Source organism: Nonomuraea sp. NPDC050556, from assembly GCF_044457355.1.
Taxonomy (GTDB): domain Bacteria; phylum Actinomycetota; class Actinomycetes; order Streptosporangiales; family Streptosporangiaceae; genus Nonomuraea.
The window spans coordinates 841300-857928 of the sequence record NZ_JBITGU010000003.1; the positions used below are offsets into that span (position 1 = coordinate 841300).

General features: G+C 70.5%; 11 protein-coding genes. 6 read left to right on the forward strand and 5 right to left on the reverse strand.

Going from position 1 to position 16629, the window contains the following annotated elements:
* Nucleotides 1-109 precede the first annotated feature (109 nt).
* On the forward strand, nt 110-496 hold the full coding sequence (locus ACIBG8_RS33005; protein ID WP_397346967.1) for a hypothetical protein: 387 nt from the start codon (nt 110-112) through the stop codon (nt 494-496).
* Here ACIBG8_RS33005 and ACIBG8_RS33010 read toward each other — a convergent pair.
* Complete coding sequence (locus ACIBG8_RS33010) at nt 493-1410, reverse strand: hypothetical protein (RefSeq protein WP_397346968.1); 918 nt, start codon at nt 1408-1410, stop codon at nt 493-495. The two genes, ACIBG8_RS33005 and ACIBG8_RS33010, sit on opposite strands and share 4 nt — an antisense overlap.
* A gap of 15 nt (nt 1411-1425) precedes the next feature.
* Nucleotides 1426-2337 carry a DUF3500 domain-containing protein gene (locus ACIBG8_RS33015; protein ID WP_397346969.1) on the reverse strand — a complete coding sequence of 304 codons (912 nt, stop codon included), beginning with the start codon at nt 2335-2337 and terminating at the stop codon, nt 1426-1428.
* Between the two features lie 52 nt (nt 2338-2389).
* Here ACIBG8_RS33015 and ACIBG8_RS33020 point away from each other — a divergent pair, with 52 nt between their 5' ends.
* The 3 genes from ACIBG8_RS33020 (at nt 2390) to ACIBG8_RS33030 (ending at nt 4293) form a co-directional block, all read left to right on the forward strand.
* Nucleotides 2390-2725 (forward strand): YidH family protein, encoded by a 336-nt coding sequence (locus ACIBG8_RS33020; protein WP_397346970.1) that lies wholly within the window; start codon nt 2390-2392, stop codon nt 2723-2725.
* An 8-nt stretch (nt 2726-2733) separates the two neighbouring features.
* Nucleotides 2734-3063: a DUF202 domain-containing protein gene (locus tag ACIBG8_RS33025; protein ID WP_397347820.1), complete on the forward strand. Its 330-nt coding sequence runs from the start codon at nt 2734-2736 to the stop codon at nt 3061-3063.
* A gap of 372 nt (nt 3064-3435) precedes the next feature.
* Nucleotides 3436-4293, forward strand: coding sequence for a lysostaphin resistance A-like protein (locus ACIBG8_RS33030; protein ID WP_397346971.1), 858 nt, complete (start codon nt 3436-3438; stop codon nt 4291-4293).
* A 149-nt stretch (nt 4294-4442) separates the two neighbouring features.
* Here ACIBG8_RS33030 and ACIBG8_RS33035 read toward each other — a convergent pair whose 3' ends face one another.
* Complete coding sequence (locus ACIBG8_RS33035; RefSeq protein WP_397346972.1) at nt 4443-7067, reverse strand: BTAD domain-containing putative transcriptional regulator; 2625 nt, start codon at nt 7065-7067, stop codon at nt 4443-4445.
* A 125-nt stretch (nt 7068-7192) separates the two neighbouring features.
* Here ACIBG8_RS33035 and ACIBG8_RS33040 point away from each other — a divergent pair, with 125 nt between their 5' ends.
* Nucleotides 7193-10207 carry a DNRLRE domain-containing protein gene (locus tag ACIBG8_RS33040; RefSeq protein WP_397346973.1) on the forward strand — a complete coding sequence of 1005 codons (3015 nt, stop codon included), beginning with the start codon at nt 7193-7195 and terminating at the stop codon, nt 10205-10207.
* Nucleotides 10208-10216: 9 nt separating this feature from the next.
* The gene (locus tag ACIBG8_RS33045) at nt 10217-15883 is read left to right on the forward strand and encodes an RHS repeat-associated core domain-containing protein (RefSeq protein WP_397346974.1); all 5667 of its coding nucleotides are present in this window, start codon (nt 10217-10219) and stop codon (nt 15881-15883) included.
* Here the strand turns inward: ACIBG8_RS33045 and ACIBG8_RS33050 are convergent.
* Both ACIBG8_RS33050 and ACIBG8_RS33055 read right to left on the reverse strand, forming a co-directional pair.
* Nucleotides 15871-16227 (reverse strand): alpha/beta fold hydrolase, encoded by a 357-nt coding sequence (locus ACIBG8_RS33050; protein WP_397346975.1) that lies wholly within the window; start codon nt 16225-16227, stop codon nt 15871-15873. The genes ACIBG8_RS33045 and ACIBG8_RS33050 overlap by 13 nt on opposite strands.
* A 5-nt stretch (nt 16228-16232) precedes the next feature.
* Nucleotides 16233-16622 (reverse strand): alpha/beta fold hydrolase, encoded by a 390-nt coding sequence (locus ACIBG8_RS33055; protein ID WP_397346976.1) that lies wholly within the window; start codon nt 16620-16622, stop codon nt 16233-16235.
* Nucleotides 16623-16629: the final 7 nt, after the last annotated feature.

Sequence of the window (16629 nt, forward strand, 5' to 3'; positions counted from 1 at the left end):
CTGAGGGGTGATCCTTCCAAAAAGGACGGATCGCCCCTCAGGGGTGCGCCGCCCGACGGACGGTCATGTGTCCGCTCGCGGAGGTCAGGTGGTTGGGTAGGGTCCTGGTATGCGACTCCATAAGAGCCGGTTCGTCCCCCTTGCCGTCTTCGCCGCCGCCGTCCTCCTCACCGGGTGTGCCGAGGTCAACGGAACCATCGACAAGGCACAAGCCTGCCTGGAAGCGCCCAAGATAGTCACCGAACTCGCCGGCAAGGTCAGCCAGCTCGCCAACGACCCAGCCGCCCTCGACAAGGCCCTCGACGACTCCGCCAAGAAGCTCAACGACGTAGCGGACAAGGCCGCCAACACCACCCTCAAGCAGGCCTCAGACGACCTCGCCGCCTCCCTGAGCAAGATCGACGTCAAGGACGTCAACGACGCCGTCGACGCCGTCCAGACGGTCGGCACCCAGACCGCCGCCTACCTGGAGAAGGTCGCCAAGGCCTGCTCCTAGGACGCGTCCCGGTGCACGAAGCCCGTCAGTGAGACCGTGTAGTCGTCCCTGTTGTCCCGGTACTCGATGCAGTAGGACGTCGGGTACCACCCCGCGCTCTTCCAGGCCCGCGGCAGCTTGATCGCCGCACAGGTGTCCCGGCGCGACTCGAACCACGCCTTGGTGATCATCGTCTCGTGGAACGTGACCGCCCCGCCGTACGCGCCGTAGATCCACGTGTGCGTGAACGCCCGCCCGTGGAACTCCGGCGCCGCCAGGTCGATCAGGTGGTTGCCCATGGCCGGCTCCACCGCGTCCACGTCGGCGAAGTCGGGATGCGAATATCGCGGCGGAACGGGCACCTTGGCCCGCGCGTAGTCGTCGCAGTTCGTCATGATCGGGCATGGCCCCGGCCTGATCGCGTTCCGCTCGATCGGCGGCACCAGATAGAAGTGGAAGTCGAAGTGCGGCACGTTGTAGACGCCGACCGGCAGGTGTCCCATCGGGTTCCAGTTGGCCAGCACCCACTTGTACGGCGTGCCCGACCTCGGCAGGTCGAGCTCGCGCGCGTGCCCGACGGCGCACTCGGACTCCCGGTCGATCCGGCCGTCGCCGTTCGCGTCGAAACAGACCCGCCCGTCGCTCATCGCCTGCGGCAGCTGCTTCAGGGTGGATGCCGGAAAGGTGACCCCGACGGTCATCGGCTCGGCCTGGACGTAGGTGCGCATCGACCCGGCGCCGAGCGGCCTCGCCGTACCGTAGAGCGCACACCGCCCCCGATACGACCTCGTCGTACGCAGCAGCTCGCGAGCCACGGCGGGCGGCACCTCGACGGTGCGTTCGACCTCCTTGGACACCAGGCAGAACGGCTGCGCCGCCCGTTGCGCGGGCGCCAGCAGGTTTGACGCGAGCAGGGTAACCAGGAGGATCCGCACCGTCACAGTATGCGACTACGGCTTGCGCGGCGAGAGGTGAACGGGAAGAAGCTCGGCGCCGAAGTCGGCCCCGGGACGGCGCAGCACGGTGTGGGCGTGGTCGGCGGCGTCCTGGGTGTTGTCGTACTCGATGATCAGGTCCGGGCCCTGGATGCGGTAGTAGTGCCCCTGCCCCACCACGGTCGAGCCCGCCCACGCGAACGACAGCCCTGACCGGTCGAGCGGGGTGCGCAGGGACGGGGCGAGCCGGTCGACGTACACCTCGGCCAGGCGGCACATCAGGTCGCGCGCCGCCGGGCCGAGGTCGCGGGCCGCCACGCCGAGCGGGTCGATGGCGCTGTCGACGTAGGGGGCGGTGCCGGTGAGGATGTCCGGCGGGGCGACCGGGTCCACGACGGCCTGGTCGAGCTGCTTGCGCGAGAGCTCGCCGAGGAGGGTGCGGGCCAGCTCCTCCTCCAGCGGGAGCGGCCTGATCACGGCGGCTCCGCCGTACGAGACGGCTGCCGGATGCGCGCCGAGGAACAGCGGCGCCACGCTCGTCAGCCCGCCCGCGACCGTCGCCGTGACGGACAGGTGATGCCCCTCGAACCGCCAGCTCCACGCCTCAGATCCCGGGACGCCGAAGACCGCGAGCTGGTAGCCGTCGCTGTGGCGGTTCCTGTGGCCGCCCTCGTCGAGGTCGAGCACCTCCTCCAGCGCCATGATCGTCACCGCCTGGGCGAAGGCGTGCCTGGACAGCGCCGTCGCCAGCAGGCGGTGCGCCAGCTTGCGCGCCCGCCCGCCCAGCTCCAGCAGGGCCACGCCGGGACGCGGCGCGGGCACGTAGGTCCAGCGCAGGCGGCGCGGGTCGGTGAACTCGTGCGCGGCCCGCGTCCGCTGCTCCTCGGTCAGTGCGGCGAGGAAGTCGGCGGCGAGCTGGTGCATCATCTGCGTATCCCGGCTTCTCTAGGGGAAATGGTGCCCAATTAGCGTCGTAGTCATGAACGGCAAGGAACCCGACCCCCGGTTCACGCTCGCCAATGAGCGGACCTTCCTGACGTGGCTGAGCACCGCCCTCGCGCTGAGCGCGGGCGGGGTGGCGATGGCCGCCGTCCCCGAGGGCGTGTTCGTCCCATGGGTCCGTACGGCCCTGGCCGTCATGCTAGTCAGCCTCGCCGCGCTGGCGGCGGGCATGGCGTATCCGCGGTGGCGCAACATCCAGCGCGCCCTGCGCAACGAGGCGCCGTTGCCGCCGCCGGCGCTGGCGGCGGTCTTCGGGTACGGCGTGGCGGCGGTGGCTGTGGTGGCGCTCGTGTTGATCATTTTGGCGGCGTGAGGGTGTCGGTGGAGATCTGGGACCCGGGGTTGCAGAGCGAACGCACCCGTTTGGCGTGGGTCAGGACAGCAGTGGCACTGTCGACGGGAGGTCTGGGTGCGGCGGGGGTGAGCGTTCGAGCGGGCTTGCCCATGCTGGCCGTGGCGTCCTTCGCGGTGGCCGCGTTGTGCGGCGGAGTCCTGTTGGTCCGCACAGGCGGCCGCTTCCGCCGGGTCCAGCGCGCGTTGCACGGCGAGGAACCCTTGAACGAGCAGGCGGACGCGGTGCTGGCGTGGCTGGGCACCCTCTGCGTAGTGGGCGGCGCCTTGGCCTTCGTCATAGTGGAGACCCTCCCCTAACCCACCCGCCCCCGGTCCCGCTGTGGCTGGCCACCTCTGGCAGTTTCCGCTCGTTGCCACAAGGCTCCGCCCTTCAATCGCAAGGAATAACGAGGCGATTGGGCCTGCGAGCGCGCCGACGTGGGCGAGATCCCGTATCTCCGCGTACCGTCGAACCTCTTCGACCCGTATTCCACGAAGATGTCGGTGGCGTCCATAGGTGTTGGGGTTGCTGCGGAACGCCAATGCTGGCCAGCCTTGTTGAGAACGACCTGCCAATCCCCTCCCAGATCCTCCGATCTTCGCTTTTGGTGTAAAACAGGCATGAAAGGTTTAGTTTTCAGCTATCTGGCCTGGTAACCCAGACAGCCTTGCGACGAAACGGATGACAGCATGACCGCAGCGCACGCCAGGCCTGAGATGGCTGGTTTGAGAGGCTTCTTCGCCTGTGGTGGTCTGTGGCGGCTGCTCCTGATCGCCCTCGCCTACATGGCGATCTACCTCGGCGCAGGCTGGGTCTCCGGGCAGCTCGGGGCCTCCTCCATCAAGGCAGGCCTGCTGAACAGCGCCGGAGGGGTGTTCTTCGGCTTCACCCTCGCGCTGATCGCCGGAGCGGTGGCGCTGATCGGTTTCCTGCGGCTGATGGGCTGGTTCCCCGCCCTCTTCGGTCGTCAACCCGTTGGCGGTTCGTGGTGGATGTGGCTGGCGCCGCTGGTCGTGGCCGTCCCCGTCGTGCTCCGGCTGTTCGGCATCGACTACGCCAGGTACGGCGTGTCCGTCGTGGTGCTGATGTTCCTGAGCGGGCTGCTCATCGGCTTCGTCGAGGAGGTGCTCACCCGGGGCATCGCCGTGAAGATGCTGCGCGACGCGGGTCACTCCGAGTGGGTCGTGGCCGTTCTGTCCTCGCTGGTCTTCGCGTTGCTGCACGGCTCCAACCTGCTGAGCGGCATGAAGCCGATGACGGTCGCGCTCACGGTGCTGTACACCTTCGGCTTCGGCATCTGCATGTACCTGACGATGCGGGCGAGCGGGTCGCTGTGGCTGGCGGTCGTGCTGCACGGGCTGACCGACCCGACGCTGATCCTAGCCACGGGCGGCGTGGACGAGGTGACCGACGGCGCGACGCGCAACGCCCTCCTCACGGCGGCGGAGCCGTTCAACCTGGCGGTCATCGCGACCGCTCTCATCCTGCTGATCTTCATCCGAGGCCGAGCCACCGGCACCAGGCCGAGCCTGAACTCAGCCAGGTAGCACCGGCGCGTGGCCCGAAGCGCGAAGAAGGCTCGGCGGCCCGGGACGCCTGGTGCCCGACGGGTTCCTGCACTCCGGGGCTGTGGGCACGGATGGCGTCTGGCTGAACCTGCACGAGCCCGGCACCGCCAGACGCCTGCTCGACCTGGTTACGCGGGGGCGCGGGCGGGGTTGTCGCGGGCCAGGGCGGTGAAGAGCTGCTCGGCCGCCTCCCGGCTGCGCCGAGCCGCCTCGGCGTCCCCTGCGGCCAGCTCCGCGTCGCCGAGTCGCACCAGCGTGTCCGCCTCGTTGCGGCGGTCGCCCACCGAGCGGAACAAGTCGAGCGCCGCCACGAAACACGCGATCGCCTGCGGAAAGTCGTCGAGGCGCCGGTACGCGTAGCCGAGGCTGTCCCAGGTGATGGCCAGGCCGTGCCGGTCGCCCGTGTGGTCGTGGAGGGAGAGGGCCAGGGTGCAGTAGGCCAGCGCCACCCCCTGGTTCCCCATCAGTGCGTTCAGCCATCCCACCGCGTTCGCCGCCCTCGCCTGCCCGGTCGAGTGCCCGGCCGTGCCGTACAAACGCAGGGCGCGTCGTGCGTGGCCGGCGGCTTCGCCGTACCTGCCCTGCCGTTCGAGCAGGCCGCACAGGGTTCCGTGGGTGTGCGCGCGGTTGGTGACGTCGGCAAGGTGCTCGAACAGCTCCAACGCCCGCTTGAGGTGCAGGTGGGCGTCCTCGGTACGGCCCAGCCTGGTCAGCACCCACCCGAGGTTGCGATGGGTGTGGGCGGTGCCGGACGACGATCCTTCCGCGGTGACCAGCGCTCGCTCCTGCGCCTGCAGCAGCTCCTGCCACCGCCCCTGCCGGTCCAGGTAGTCGAACTGCGCCCACGCCAGCTCCCACGAGTCGAACCCCGCCAGATGTTCGGAAGCGAACCACGCCAGCGCCTCCTCCGGCCCCCCGAAGGTGACCAGTGCGGTCCCTGGCGTCGGCGGCGCACTGACCACAGGGTCCCGGTGCGGGCTGAGCACGGCGGCAGCGGCCTGCGCCGTGTGCACGTAGTGGTCGAGTAGCCGCCGCGCGGCGACCTCGGCCTCCTGCGGCTCGGTCAGCTCGCCGGCATAAGCCCTGAGCAGGTCGTGATACCCGTAACGGCCTGGAGCGGCCTCGCTGACGAGGTGCGCCCTGGTCAGCTCGGCCAGCAGCGCACGCGCCCTGCCCAGGGGCACGCCCAGCAGGCTCGCGGCGGCCGGGGCGGCCAGGTCGGTCCCCGGGTGCAGGCTCATCAGCCGGAACAGCGACGCGGCAGGAGCGCTGAGCAGCCGGTAGGAGCACGCGAAGACCGCGCGGAGCTGCAGCGCCACCTCGCCACCGTCCAGGACGTCGAGCCGGTGACCCGTCCGCAGCTCGGCGGCCAGCGCGGACAGCGGGAAGCTCGGGTGCGCCGCGGCACGGGCGGCCACGATGGCCAGCGCCAGCGGCAGCCGCGCACACCCGTCGATGATCTCGGCGACGGCCGCGGGTTCCGCGTTCATCCTGCCGGGCCCCACCCGCCGCTCCAGCAGGGAGCGCGCCTGGTCGTGGGGGAGCAGGTCGAGGGGGAGCGGGTCGGCGCCCTCCACCGCGACCAGCCCGGACAGCCGGTCGCGGCTGGTCACCACCACGATGCACCCGGGCGTGCCGGGAAGCAGCGGCCTGACCTGGTCGGCGTCGCGCGCGTTGTCGAGGACGACGAGGACCCTCCGCTCGGCGAGCACCGCCCGGTAGAGGCTGAGCTGCTCCTCCATGCTGGCCGGCGGGATCTGCCCGAGCGCGGACAGGAAACGGCGCAGCGCCTCGTAGGGGTGGACGGCCGCCGGCCCGCTGGGTTCGAAGCCCCGCAGGTTGACGTGGAGCTGCCCGTCGGGGAACCGGGAGCGAGCGCGGTGCCCCCAGTGGACGGCCAGCGCGCTCTTGCCCACCCCGGCGGTGCCGGAGATCACCACGATGGGTCCGAGTTCGTCCAGCCGGGCCAGTTCTTTCTCCCGCCCGGCGAACCCGCGCGGGTCGGCAGGCAGCAGTGCGGGCGGCCGGGGATCGTGGCGGCGCAGCGTGTCGTGTACGGCCCGCAGCCCCGCCCCAGGACTGGCGCCGAGCTCGTCGGCCAGCCGCCGCTCCACCGCCCGGTAGGCCTCCAGCGCCGCGCTGAGCCTGCCCACCCCGGCCAGCGCCCGCATGAGCACGCCCGCCAGCGTCTCGCGCAGCGGATGCCGCTCCAGCAGCGCCGTCGCCTCGTCGATCACCTCGCGGTGCCTGCCCTGCTCCAGGTCCAGCGCCAGGCAGTCCTCGAGTACGGCGAGCCGTCGCTCCTGCAAGGTCGCCGCCGCGCTCTCGAACGCCTGACCCCGCAGACCCGCCAGGGGTTCGCCGCGCCACAACGCCAGCGCCCCGCGAAGGAGCGGCGCGGCTGAGGTGAGCCTGCCCTCGGCGACGAGCGCGTCGAACTGCTCGCTGTCCAGCCCGCCGGGTTCCGGCGTCAGCACGTAGCCCGCGCGGCGCGTGGTGATCAGCTCCGGCGACGCGCCCTCTGCCTGGAGCGTCCTGCGCAACCGGGTCACCAGATCCTGCACCTGCCGCCGCGCGGTGGCGGGCGGCTCCTCCCAGACCACGTCCACCAGCCGGTCCACGGTGACCACCCGGCGCGCGTCGAGCAGCAGGGCGGCCAGCACGCGCTCCTGGCGGGAGCCGCTGAGCCGGACGGGACGGTCGCCGATACGCACTTCAAGCGGCCCGAGCAGCCCGAACCACGCCTTGTCCACCCGCCACCTCGATGATCGTCGCCAAGCGTGGATAGCTTAACTCTCCAACAGAGGCCGGGGCGAGGACGAATCGAGGACAGCCATACCTACCTTGACTCCCGCACAGTTCAGAACAGGAGTCTGAAATGGCGTTCCCCCTGAAATCCTCACTTGCCGCGCTGAGCCTGCTGGCCGGCGCCCTTGTCACCGTCGGCCAGGCGGCCGCCCCCGCCTATGCCGACCCGGAGACCCAGGCCTTCGACACGGCCCGCCGTACCGGGACACCTGTGGAGCTGACCGGCCGGGCCACCGAGACCACCCAGGTCTTCGCCGAGCCCGGCGGCAGCGTCACCGTCCAGGAGTACATGCGCCCGGTCCGCGCCAAGCGGGACGGCGCCTGGGTACCGGTCGACCCCACCTTGAAGGCCAACGCCGACGGCACGATCTCGCCGGCGGTGTCCACCTTTCCGATGACTTTCTCCGGCGGCGGCGCGGGCCCGATGGCCACCATGGTCAAGGGCGGCAGGAGCCTGTCGATGACCTTTCCAGGAGTGCTGCCCAAACCCGCTCTCGAAGCCAACACGGCCACCTACACCGAGGTGCTGCCGGGCGTGGACCTGAAGATCGTCGCCGCTCCCGACGGCTTCGTGCACCACCTCGTGGTCAAGTCGCGCGAGGCGGCGGCCAACCCGCTGCTGCGTACGCTGAAGTTCGGGTTGCGCGGCGGCGGGCTCAAGGTCGCCAGAGCGGCGGACGGCGGGCTGAGCGCGACCGCGCCGGAGGGCGAGGAGGTCTTCGCCGCACCCGTCCCGGTCATGTGGGACGCGACCGCGCGCAAGGTGCGCGACGCGACCATGGCCGCCAAGGTCGCGAAGAACACCCTGGAGATCGTGCCCGACCGAGCCCTGCTCGACGACCCGGCCACCGTCTACCCGGTGACGATCGACCCGTCGTGGCACACCGGCTGGAAGAGTCACTGGGCGATCGCCGCCAAGCGCGCCGGCTACTCCAGCGTCGCAGGCACCGCCTTCTACGACAGCAACAGGCGGCTGTCCAGCGACTGGCCGCCGGTCGCCTCCGTCGGCTACGAGTCGGACACCGGAGTGACCGCGCGCAGCTTCTTCGCGATGAACATGGACGGCCTGCAGGGCGCGCAGATCCTGAGCGCCAGGTTCCGCGTCTACAACCAGTACTCGTGGAGCAACTCCCCGAGGAACGTCGACCTGCTCTGGACCTCGGGCATCGACGCGAACACCACCTGGAACAACCAGCCGTGGTCGCAGCAGGTCATCGCGACCAAGTCGTTCGCCTACGGGTACACCACCCCCGGCCAGAACGTGGAGTTCGACGTCACCGGCCCAGCCCAGACGACGGCCGGTGCCAACGCCCCCATCCTGACGCTGGGACTCAAGGCCCAGAACGAGAACGACGCGTACGGATGGAAGAAGTTCGGCGCCGAGATGTGGGGCCACCCGCAGTGGCAGGACCTCATCCCCGCGCTGATCATCAACTACAACCGGCCGCCCAAGCTGGCCGCCAAGACCGGCTACAAGGGCCCGTGGAACAACAACGCCAGTGACAGGCCGCTCGCATGCGACCCGAACAACGTCACCTGGCAGTACGTCCCCAACACCGACCTCACCCTGACCGCCACCGGCACCGACCCGGACGGCGACAACCTCCTCGCCACCTTCGCGATCTGGGAGAGCGGCCACGACAGCACCCCCATCCACGTGGAGAGCAGGTGGATCGCCAACGGGGGCACCGCCAGCATCACCGTGCCGGCCTGGAAGCTCACCGACGGCGTCGGCTACTGGTGGTGGGCCAAGGTCTCCGACCAGGTCGCCGAGGACACCTCGACGAACTCCTGCCCCGTCATGATCGACAAGACCGCGCCCACCAAGCCGGTCATCACGTCCACGGACGGTGTGGCTCTCACCAAGGCCACCACCGAGGCGCGCCAGACCAGGCGGCTGCGGTTCACCTCCACCGACACGAACCTCACCGGCTTCTGCTACGCGCTCAACGGCAGCCTCTCGCTGACCGGCGGCGGCTGCGGCGCCACCGGCACCTGGGTTCCGGCGAGCAACGGCGCGGCCGAGGTCGACGTCATGCTGTGGGGCAGCCCGCGCACCCGGCTGGACGTGGCGGCGCTCGACGCGTCAGGCAACGTCTCGCCGTACGACGGCTCCTCGCAGACGCTCGTCGCGGCCCGCCCGCCGACCTTCGTCGGCGACCCCGAGACCGGCGGCCCCCTGGTCAGGACGTCGTACGGTGACCGGTACGGAGACCTGACCGGCGACGGCGTGCCCGACCTGGTGACCGCCAACAACAGCGGCGTCTACCGCATCTACCGTGGCAGGCAGAACGAGCGCCCCTTCGACGAGCTCGACTACCTGGACCCGCAGCCCAACCTGGCAGGACTGCTCGGCGCCAGGTTCGCCCACCGGGGCGACTTCGCCGGATACAACGGCAACACCAACGCCGACGGCTACGAGGACGTCTTCGTCCTGCGCACCGACGGCACGCTGACGCTCTACCCGAACGAGGGCGGCGGCCGCCTCGTGGACTACGCCGCGGTCCCGCTCAAGCACCCCGGTGGCGGCACCTGGAGCCAGGCCACCCAGATCGTCGCGCCGGGCGACCTGGACGGCGACTTGGACGCCGACCTGCTCGTCGTCGAGGGCGGCAGGCTGCTGCTGTTCGCCGGAACGCCCACCGGCCCGCTGGCCCTGGGCGCCAACGGCGAGCTCGCCGCGCCCAAGGAGCTCATGTCGGGCCTCGGCAACGTCGACGTGGTCGTCCCCGGCGGGACCCGCGACCTGCTCCTGCGCGACAGGGACACCGGCGCGGTGCTGCGCGCCACCGGCAGCGTCGTCGGCGGCTACACCACGGCTCCCTACAGCGGCGAGGCGTGGCCGGCCGCAGGCTTCCCGCTGCTGGCCGCGCCGGGAGACATGCAGGGCAAGGTCGTCGCCACCGCAGACGGCCCGATCTACCAGCCGCAGCCCGGCAAGGAGGGCGCCGACCTGCTGGTCACCGCCAGGACCGCCGAGCACCCGGCTGGGCTCTACCTCTACCCGGCCACCGACGCGGGCAGACAGGCGCCCGTGACCACCGGGTCCTCCGGCTGGACCGGCTGGATCGCCGGAATCTTCTAAGGGGAAACGATGCGAACGACCACCACCCTCGTGGTGGTCGCCTCGCTGGTGTCGGGACTTCTGGTCCCGGCCCCGGCGAGCGCGACCGCCAGGAAGTTCAAACCACGCCCGATCCAGAAGACCGCCTCCGTCCCCGGCGGGCGCGTCGCGGCCGACCGCCCGGCGCCAGCGGCGGAGTCCGACCTCAAGGGATGGAAGGCCGCACCCGCGACGTACAGGCCCACGCTCAGGACGACCGCGCCCGTCGAGTACGGCAAGGGCCTCGTCTTCGCGGTCAGGCCGACGTCGGCGGGCAAGGTGCCGGTCTCGCTGGACACGTCGGCCTTCGGCGCCGCTTACGGCGGCGACTGGGCCCAGCGGCTCACCCTGGTGAGCCTGCCCGCGTGCGCGCTGACGACGCCCGACGAACCTGCCTGCCGTACGGCGTCGCCCCTGGCCACCACGCGCGAGGGCGGCACCCTGAACGCGGAGGTGTCCGGCGCCACGGTGATCGGCGTGCAGGCCGCCCCGAAGGGCGCGGCGGGCACGTACAAGGCCACCACGCTCAGCCCGTCCGGCCAGTGGACGGCGGGTAGCAGCTCCGGCGGGTTCACCTACGAGTACCCGATCGACCTGCCCGACGTGCCGGGCTCGCTGCAGCCCAGCGTGTCGCTCGGCTACAACTCCTCCAGCGTGGACGGCCGCACCGCCTCCACCAACAACCAGCCGTCCTGGATCGGCGAGGGCTGGGACTACGAGCCCGGCTTCATCGAGCGTGCCTACGAGGGGTGCAAGGACAGCGGCGAGCTGTGCTGGAAGTCCGACAACGCCACCCTGTCGCTCGGCGACTCGTCCACCGCGCTGGTGCGCGACGACGCGACCGGCGTGTGGAAGCCGGAGCGTGACGACGGCTCCCGCGTGCAGTGGGTGGCCGACCACTGGGTGGTCACCAAGAAGGACGGCACGCAGTACTGGTTCGGCGCCAACCGGCTGCCCGGCTGGACGCCGGGCAGGCTGGAGACCCAGTCCGTCTACACCGTCCCGGTCAAGGACAAGGGCGTCCTGCCCTGGCGGTGGCAGCTCGACTACGTGGTGGACCCGCACGGTAACGCGATGGCCTACTACTACGACAAGGAGACCAACTCCTACACGGCCGGCGGCAGTACCAAGGCGTACGTCCGCGCGGGGGTGCTCAAGCGGATCGAGTACGGCCTGCGGCACAGCGACGTATACGCCACGCCCCTGGCGAAGGTGGAGTTCAGGACCGAGGAACGCTGCCTGACCGACTGCGCCACCTTCGACGCGGCCCATGCGGGCAACTGGCCCGATGTGCCCTTCGACCAGAACTGCGCCGTCGCCACCTGCCCCCAGGCCGGCCCGACGTTCTGGACGCGCAAGCGGCTGACCGAGATCGCCACCTTCCGCGGCGACAAGCCCGTCGACACCTGGGCGCTGGCGCAGGACTTTCCCGACCCGGGCGACGGCACGGCGCGCGGCCTGTGGCTGTCGCAGATCGTCCGCACGGCGGGCGGCCAGGCACTGAAGCCGACCACCTTCCACGGCAAGCCGATGGAGAACCGGGTGGACGCCGACGAGGGCCGCCCGCCGCTGAACAAGTACCGCATCACCAGGATCGGCTCGGACTCCGGCTCGGACACCCTGGTCACCTACGCCGACAAGGACTGCACCTACGCGGCCGTCCCCGACCCGGCGGCCAACACCAGGCGCTGCTACCCGGCCTTCTGGACCCCGGCCGACGCCGTCAAGCCGCTGAAGGACTGGTTCCACAAGTACGTGGTCAAGGAGGTCACCGAGGACGACAAGGTAGCTGGTTCCGGCTCGGAGTCGATCGTCACGGCCTACGAGTACGGCAACCCGGGCTGGGCCAAGGACGACAGCGAGTTCACCAAGGACGAGAATCGCACCTACAGCGTCTTCCGCGGGTTCCAGAAGGTCAGAACCTGGACCGGCGTCACCAACCGCACCCAGAGCGACACCGTCTACCTGCGCGGCATGGGCGGTACGGTCACCGACTCGGAAGGCAACTCCTTCGCCGACGACCCCGCCCTGTCCGGCCAGGTCCTGGAGAAGCTCACCTACTCCGGCGACAACGGCTCCCTCGCCGAGGCCACGGTCACCGAGCCTTGGCTGTCCAAGGCAACCGCGACCCGCCTCAGGACGGGAACCACCGCGCTGACCGCGCGAATGACCGGCACCGCGGTCACCCGCACCAGGACGCTGGTCACCGTGGACGGCGGCACCGGCTGGCGGCGCACCCGCGCCGACCGCGCCTTCGACGACCTCGGGCAGCTCGTCTCGGTCAGCGACCAGGGCGACACCATGGTGACCGGGGACGAGACCTGCGCCACGACCACCTACACCGACCGCGACCTGAACAACTGGCTCGTCGGCTACGAAGCGGCCGGCCGGACCACGGAAGGGCTCTGCGCCGCGCCGGGGAAGGTGACGGGCGAGACCCGGACGCTCTACGACGGCCAGGCCTTCAAGGCCGCCCCCCGCTACGGCGAGGCGTTCGCCACCCGCACCGAGACGCTCGACCACGACTCCGTCTACGCGGCCACGACCACGGGCTACGACGCCTACGGCCGGATCACCCGGGCGGGCGACGAGCTGGGCAGGACCACGACGACCGCCTACACTCCGGCCACCGGGTTGCCGACCGGCACCGTCACCACCGACGCGAAGGGCTTCACCACCACCACCGCCTTCGAACCGGTGCGCGGCCAGGTCGCCTCGGCGGCCGACGCCAACGGCCGCACGGCGGTCAGCGAGTACGACGCGTTCGGACGGCTGGCGCAGGTCTGGCTGCCGGGAAGGGCCAGGACGCAGACCCCGAACCTCACCTTCGGCTACGCGATCAGCGCCGAGACCCCCGTCGTGGTCACCTCACGCCAGCTGCTGGACAACGGCTCCTACCGCACCACGACCACCCTGCTGGACGGTCTGCTGCGCGAGCGCCAGGTGCAGCAGGACTCAAGGGACGGCAAGGGGCGGGTGATCAACGACATCTTCTACGACACGCACGGAAGGGCGTGGAAGACCAACGCCCCCTTCTGGAACGAGCTGCCGGTCGCCCCCGAGCTGTTCGGCGCGGGCGACGAGCTGATCCCGGCGCAGACCGTGAACGAGTACGACGGGCTCGGCCGTACGACCGAGCAGATCTCGCTGTCGCTCAACGTCGAGCAGCGGCGCACCAGCAACCGCTACGGCGGCAACTACACCGCCACCATCCCGCCCGAGGGCGACTCGGCCAGCATGAAGCTCACCGACGCAGCGGGGCACGTCACGCAACTACGCCAGTACACCGACCGCAACCCCGCCTTCACCGGCAGGCCCTACGACGCGACGGCCTACACCTACGACGTCGAAGGCCAGCTCAGGCGGGTCGCCGACGCGGCGGGCAACGTCTGGGCGTACGACTACGACCTGCGCGGCCACAAGATCGCCAGCACCGAGCCGGACACCGGCGCGGCCACCTTCGGCTACGACGCCGCCGGCCAGGCCGTCAGCACCAAGGACGCCCGCGGGATCACGCTCGTCACCGACTACGACGAGCTGGGCCGCAGGACGGCGGTGAAGAAGGACGGCGTCAAGCTCGCCGGCTGGACGTACGACACGCTGCCGCTCGGCAAGGGCCTGCCGGCCTCCTCCACCCGCTACGACAGGGGCAACGCCTACGTCAGCGAGCCCACCGGCTACACCGCCGCCGGCCAACCGACCGGCACCAAGGTCACCATCCCGTCGGTGGAGGGCCCGCTCGCGGGCATCTACACCGTCGGCCAGGGATACACCGGCGGCGTCGGGCTGCCGCAGACGACGGTGTACGAGGCGGCGGCCGGGCTGCCCGCCGAGACGGTGACGGCCACCTACGACGCGCGCGACCAGCTCGTCTCCACCGTCAACGAGCTCGGGGCCGTCTACGTCGGCGCGGTCGCCTACTCGCCCTTCGGCGAGGTGCTGCAGTCCGTCCTCGGCCGGGCGGGCAAGCAGATCTTCCAGACCACCACCTACGAGAACGACACCCGCAGGGTCCACCAGGTCATCACCGACCGTAGCAAAGGCGTGCCGACGACCATCGGCAACGTCACCTACGACTACACCAGGACCGGTGACATCAAGCAGGTCAGGACGCTGCGCGACGACGAGGCGGTCAACGACACCCAGTGCTACACCTACGACCACCGGAGGCGGCTGAAGGAGGCGTGGGCCTCCGGCGCCGACTGCACCGCCACCCCCGTCGTCGGCGGACCTGCTCCCTACCGGCAGAGCTTCACCTACGACGCGGCGGGCAACCGCCGCTCGGAGACGCTCGACGGCCAGACCCGCGCCTACACCTACGCGGCCACCGGCCACACGGTCAGGACGGCGGGCACGGACAGCTTCGAGTACGACGAGGCCGGCAACACCAAGCGCAGGAAGACGGCGCTGGGCGACCAGACGCTCACCTGGGACGCCCAGGGCAAGCTGGCCGAGTCCTCCGTCGGCGGGGTGGGCACCACGTTCCTCTACGACGCGGACGGCAACCGCCTGATGCGCCGCGACCCCAAGGCGGCCACGCTCTACCTGGGGACGCAGGAGCTGACCAACACCGGCGGCGTGCTCTCCGGGCGCCGCTTCTACCAGGGGCCGGACGGCGTCGCCGTACGCACCTCGGGGTCCACCACGGTCAGCTACGTCCTGGCGGACAGGAACGGGACCGGCGAGGTGGCGGTCAACGGGTACACGATGGCCTACACGCGCAGGGACACCACCCCGTTCGGCACCGCTCGCGGTGCCCAGCCTGCCTCCTGGCCGTCGCAGAAGGGGTTCGTCGGCGGCACGGTCGACGACACGACCGGGCTGACGCACGTCGGGGCGCGCGAGTACGACGTGGCCAACGGGCGGTTCATCTCGGCAGACCCGATCATGGACCTGTCGGACCCGCAGCAGATCAACGGCTACGCGTACGCCAGCAACAACCCGGTGACCTGGTCGGACCCGTCCGGGTTGAAGGTCAACTCGCTCTACGACGGGGGCGACGCAGGGGCCCCTCCCAGCAACGCCTCGCACTGCGTGACCTACAGCTGCGCCAGGGAGTACAGCGATCCGGAGTACGCCGCCCAGCAGAGCGCGATCGCCAAGCTGCAGACCGAGAACGCCAAGCTGAAGGAGCAGGCCAGGTGGGAGGCGGAGCAGAAGAGGCTCCAGGCGGAGAAGAGCAAGAAGAAGGGCTGGTGGGACAAGTGGGGCAAGAGCACGATGGGCTTCGTCGGTAAGTCGCTCATGGCACTCGGCGGCATCGTCGCCACAGCCGCCTGCGGAGTATCCATCGTCTGCGGCATCGTTGTGGGCGCCGCGCTCGGCATCGCTGGATACGCCATGTCACAGGCGTCGGTCGACGAGGACATGACGGTGTCGGGGGTGCTCCTGGCTGGTGCTGGGGGAGCCATGGGTGGCTTCGGCAGCCGGGTCTACCAGGGGTCCAGGGACGCCTTCAAGGAGGCGATCACCGTCCCGGTCTCGTTGGAGAAGGGCGGCCATACGACGCTGCACAAGTTCAAGGACGCCTATCGGGAGGCCGTCGGCGGGGTTCGCTTCCTCCGGCGCTACGAATGGCAGTGGAACGCCAATCCGGCCAGGTGGCTCAAGAACAACAGATTCGACCGGTCCATGTTGAAGAAGCCCTACGACTGGTGAGCTGACAGGAACTCCCGGATCGCCTCGGACAGCGGCCCCGGCTGGTCCTCGGGGATGAGGGTGTAGCTGTCGGGGATCTCGACCAGGCGGGCGTCGGGCAGCAACGCTGCCAGGCGCCTGCCGTGGTCGGGCGGCATGACCCGGTCCTCGCTCGCCCACACCACCAGCGCCGGGCCCTGGTAGGTGCGCAGTTTCTCGGTCGACTCGACCATGTGCCTCCTCTCCGGCGAGCGGATGTACTTCAGCAGGTCGCGCCGGATGTCGGCGCGCGTCCACAGGGGGCGGAACCACGCGGTGGACACCTCGTGCGGCACGCGCTTCGACATCATCCCGAACGGCGGCACCCGCCTCAGCGGTTCACCCTCAGCGTCTGGAACGACAGGTTGAGCGCGCCCGAGATCCTGGCCGCCGCGGTCAGGGCCTTGCCGGGGAAGCCGGGCGGGTAGTTGTCGAACGCCTCGCACGACACCAGCACCAGCCGGGCCACCAGGTCCGGGCGCATGGTGGCCAGGGGGATGGCGATGCCGATGTCGTTCTGCACCACGGTGGCGGCGGTCAGGCCGAGCTTGTCCATGAAGTCGGCGACGATCCTGGCGTGGCCGTAAAGCGTCAGGTCCGCGTCCTGGCGCATGGGCAGCCGGTGCGAGCCGAGTGGCAGGGTCGGGATCACGACCCGGCGGGGGCCGAGGTCCACGTTGCGCCACAGCATGCCGTCCATCCCCAGGCCGTGCAGCAGCACGACCGGC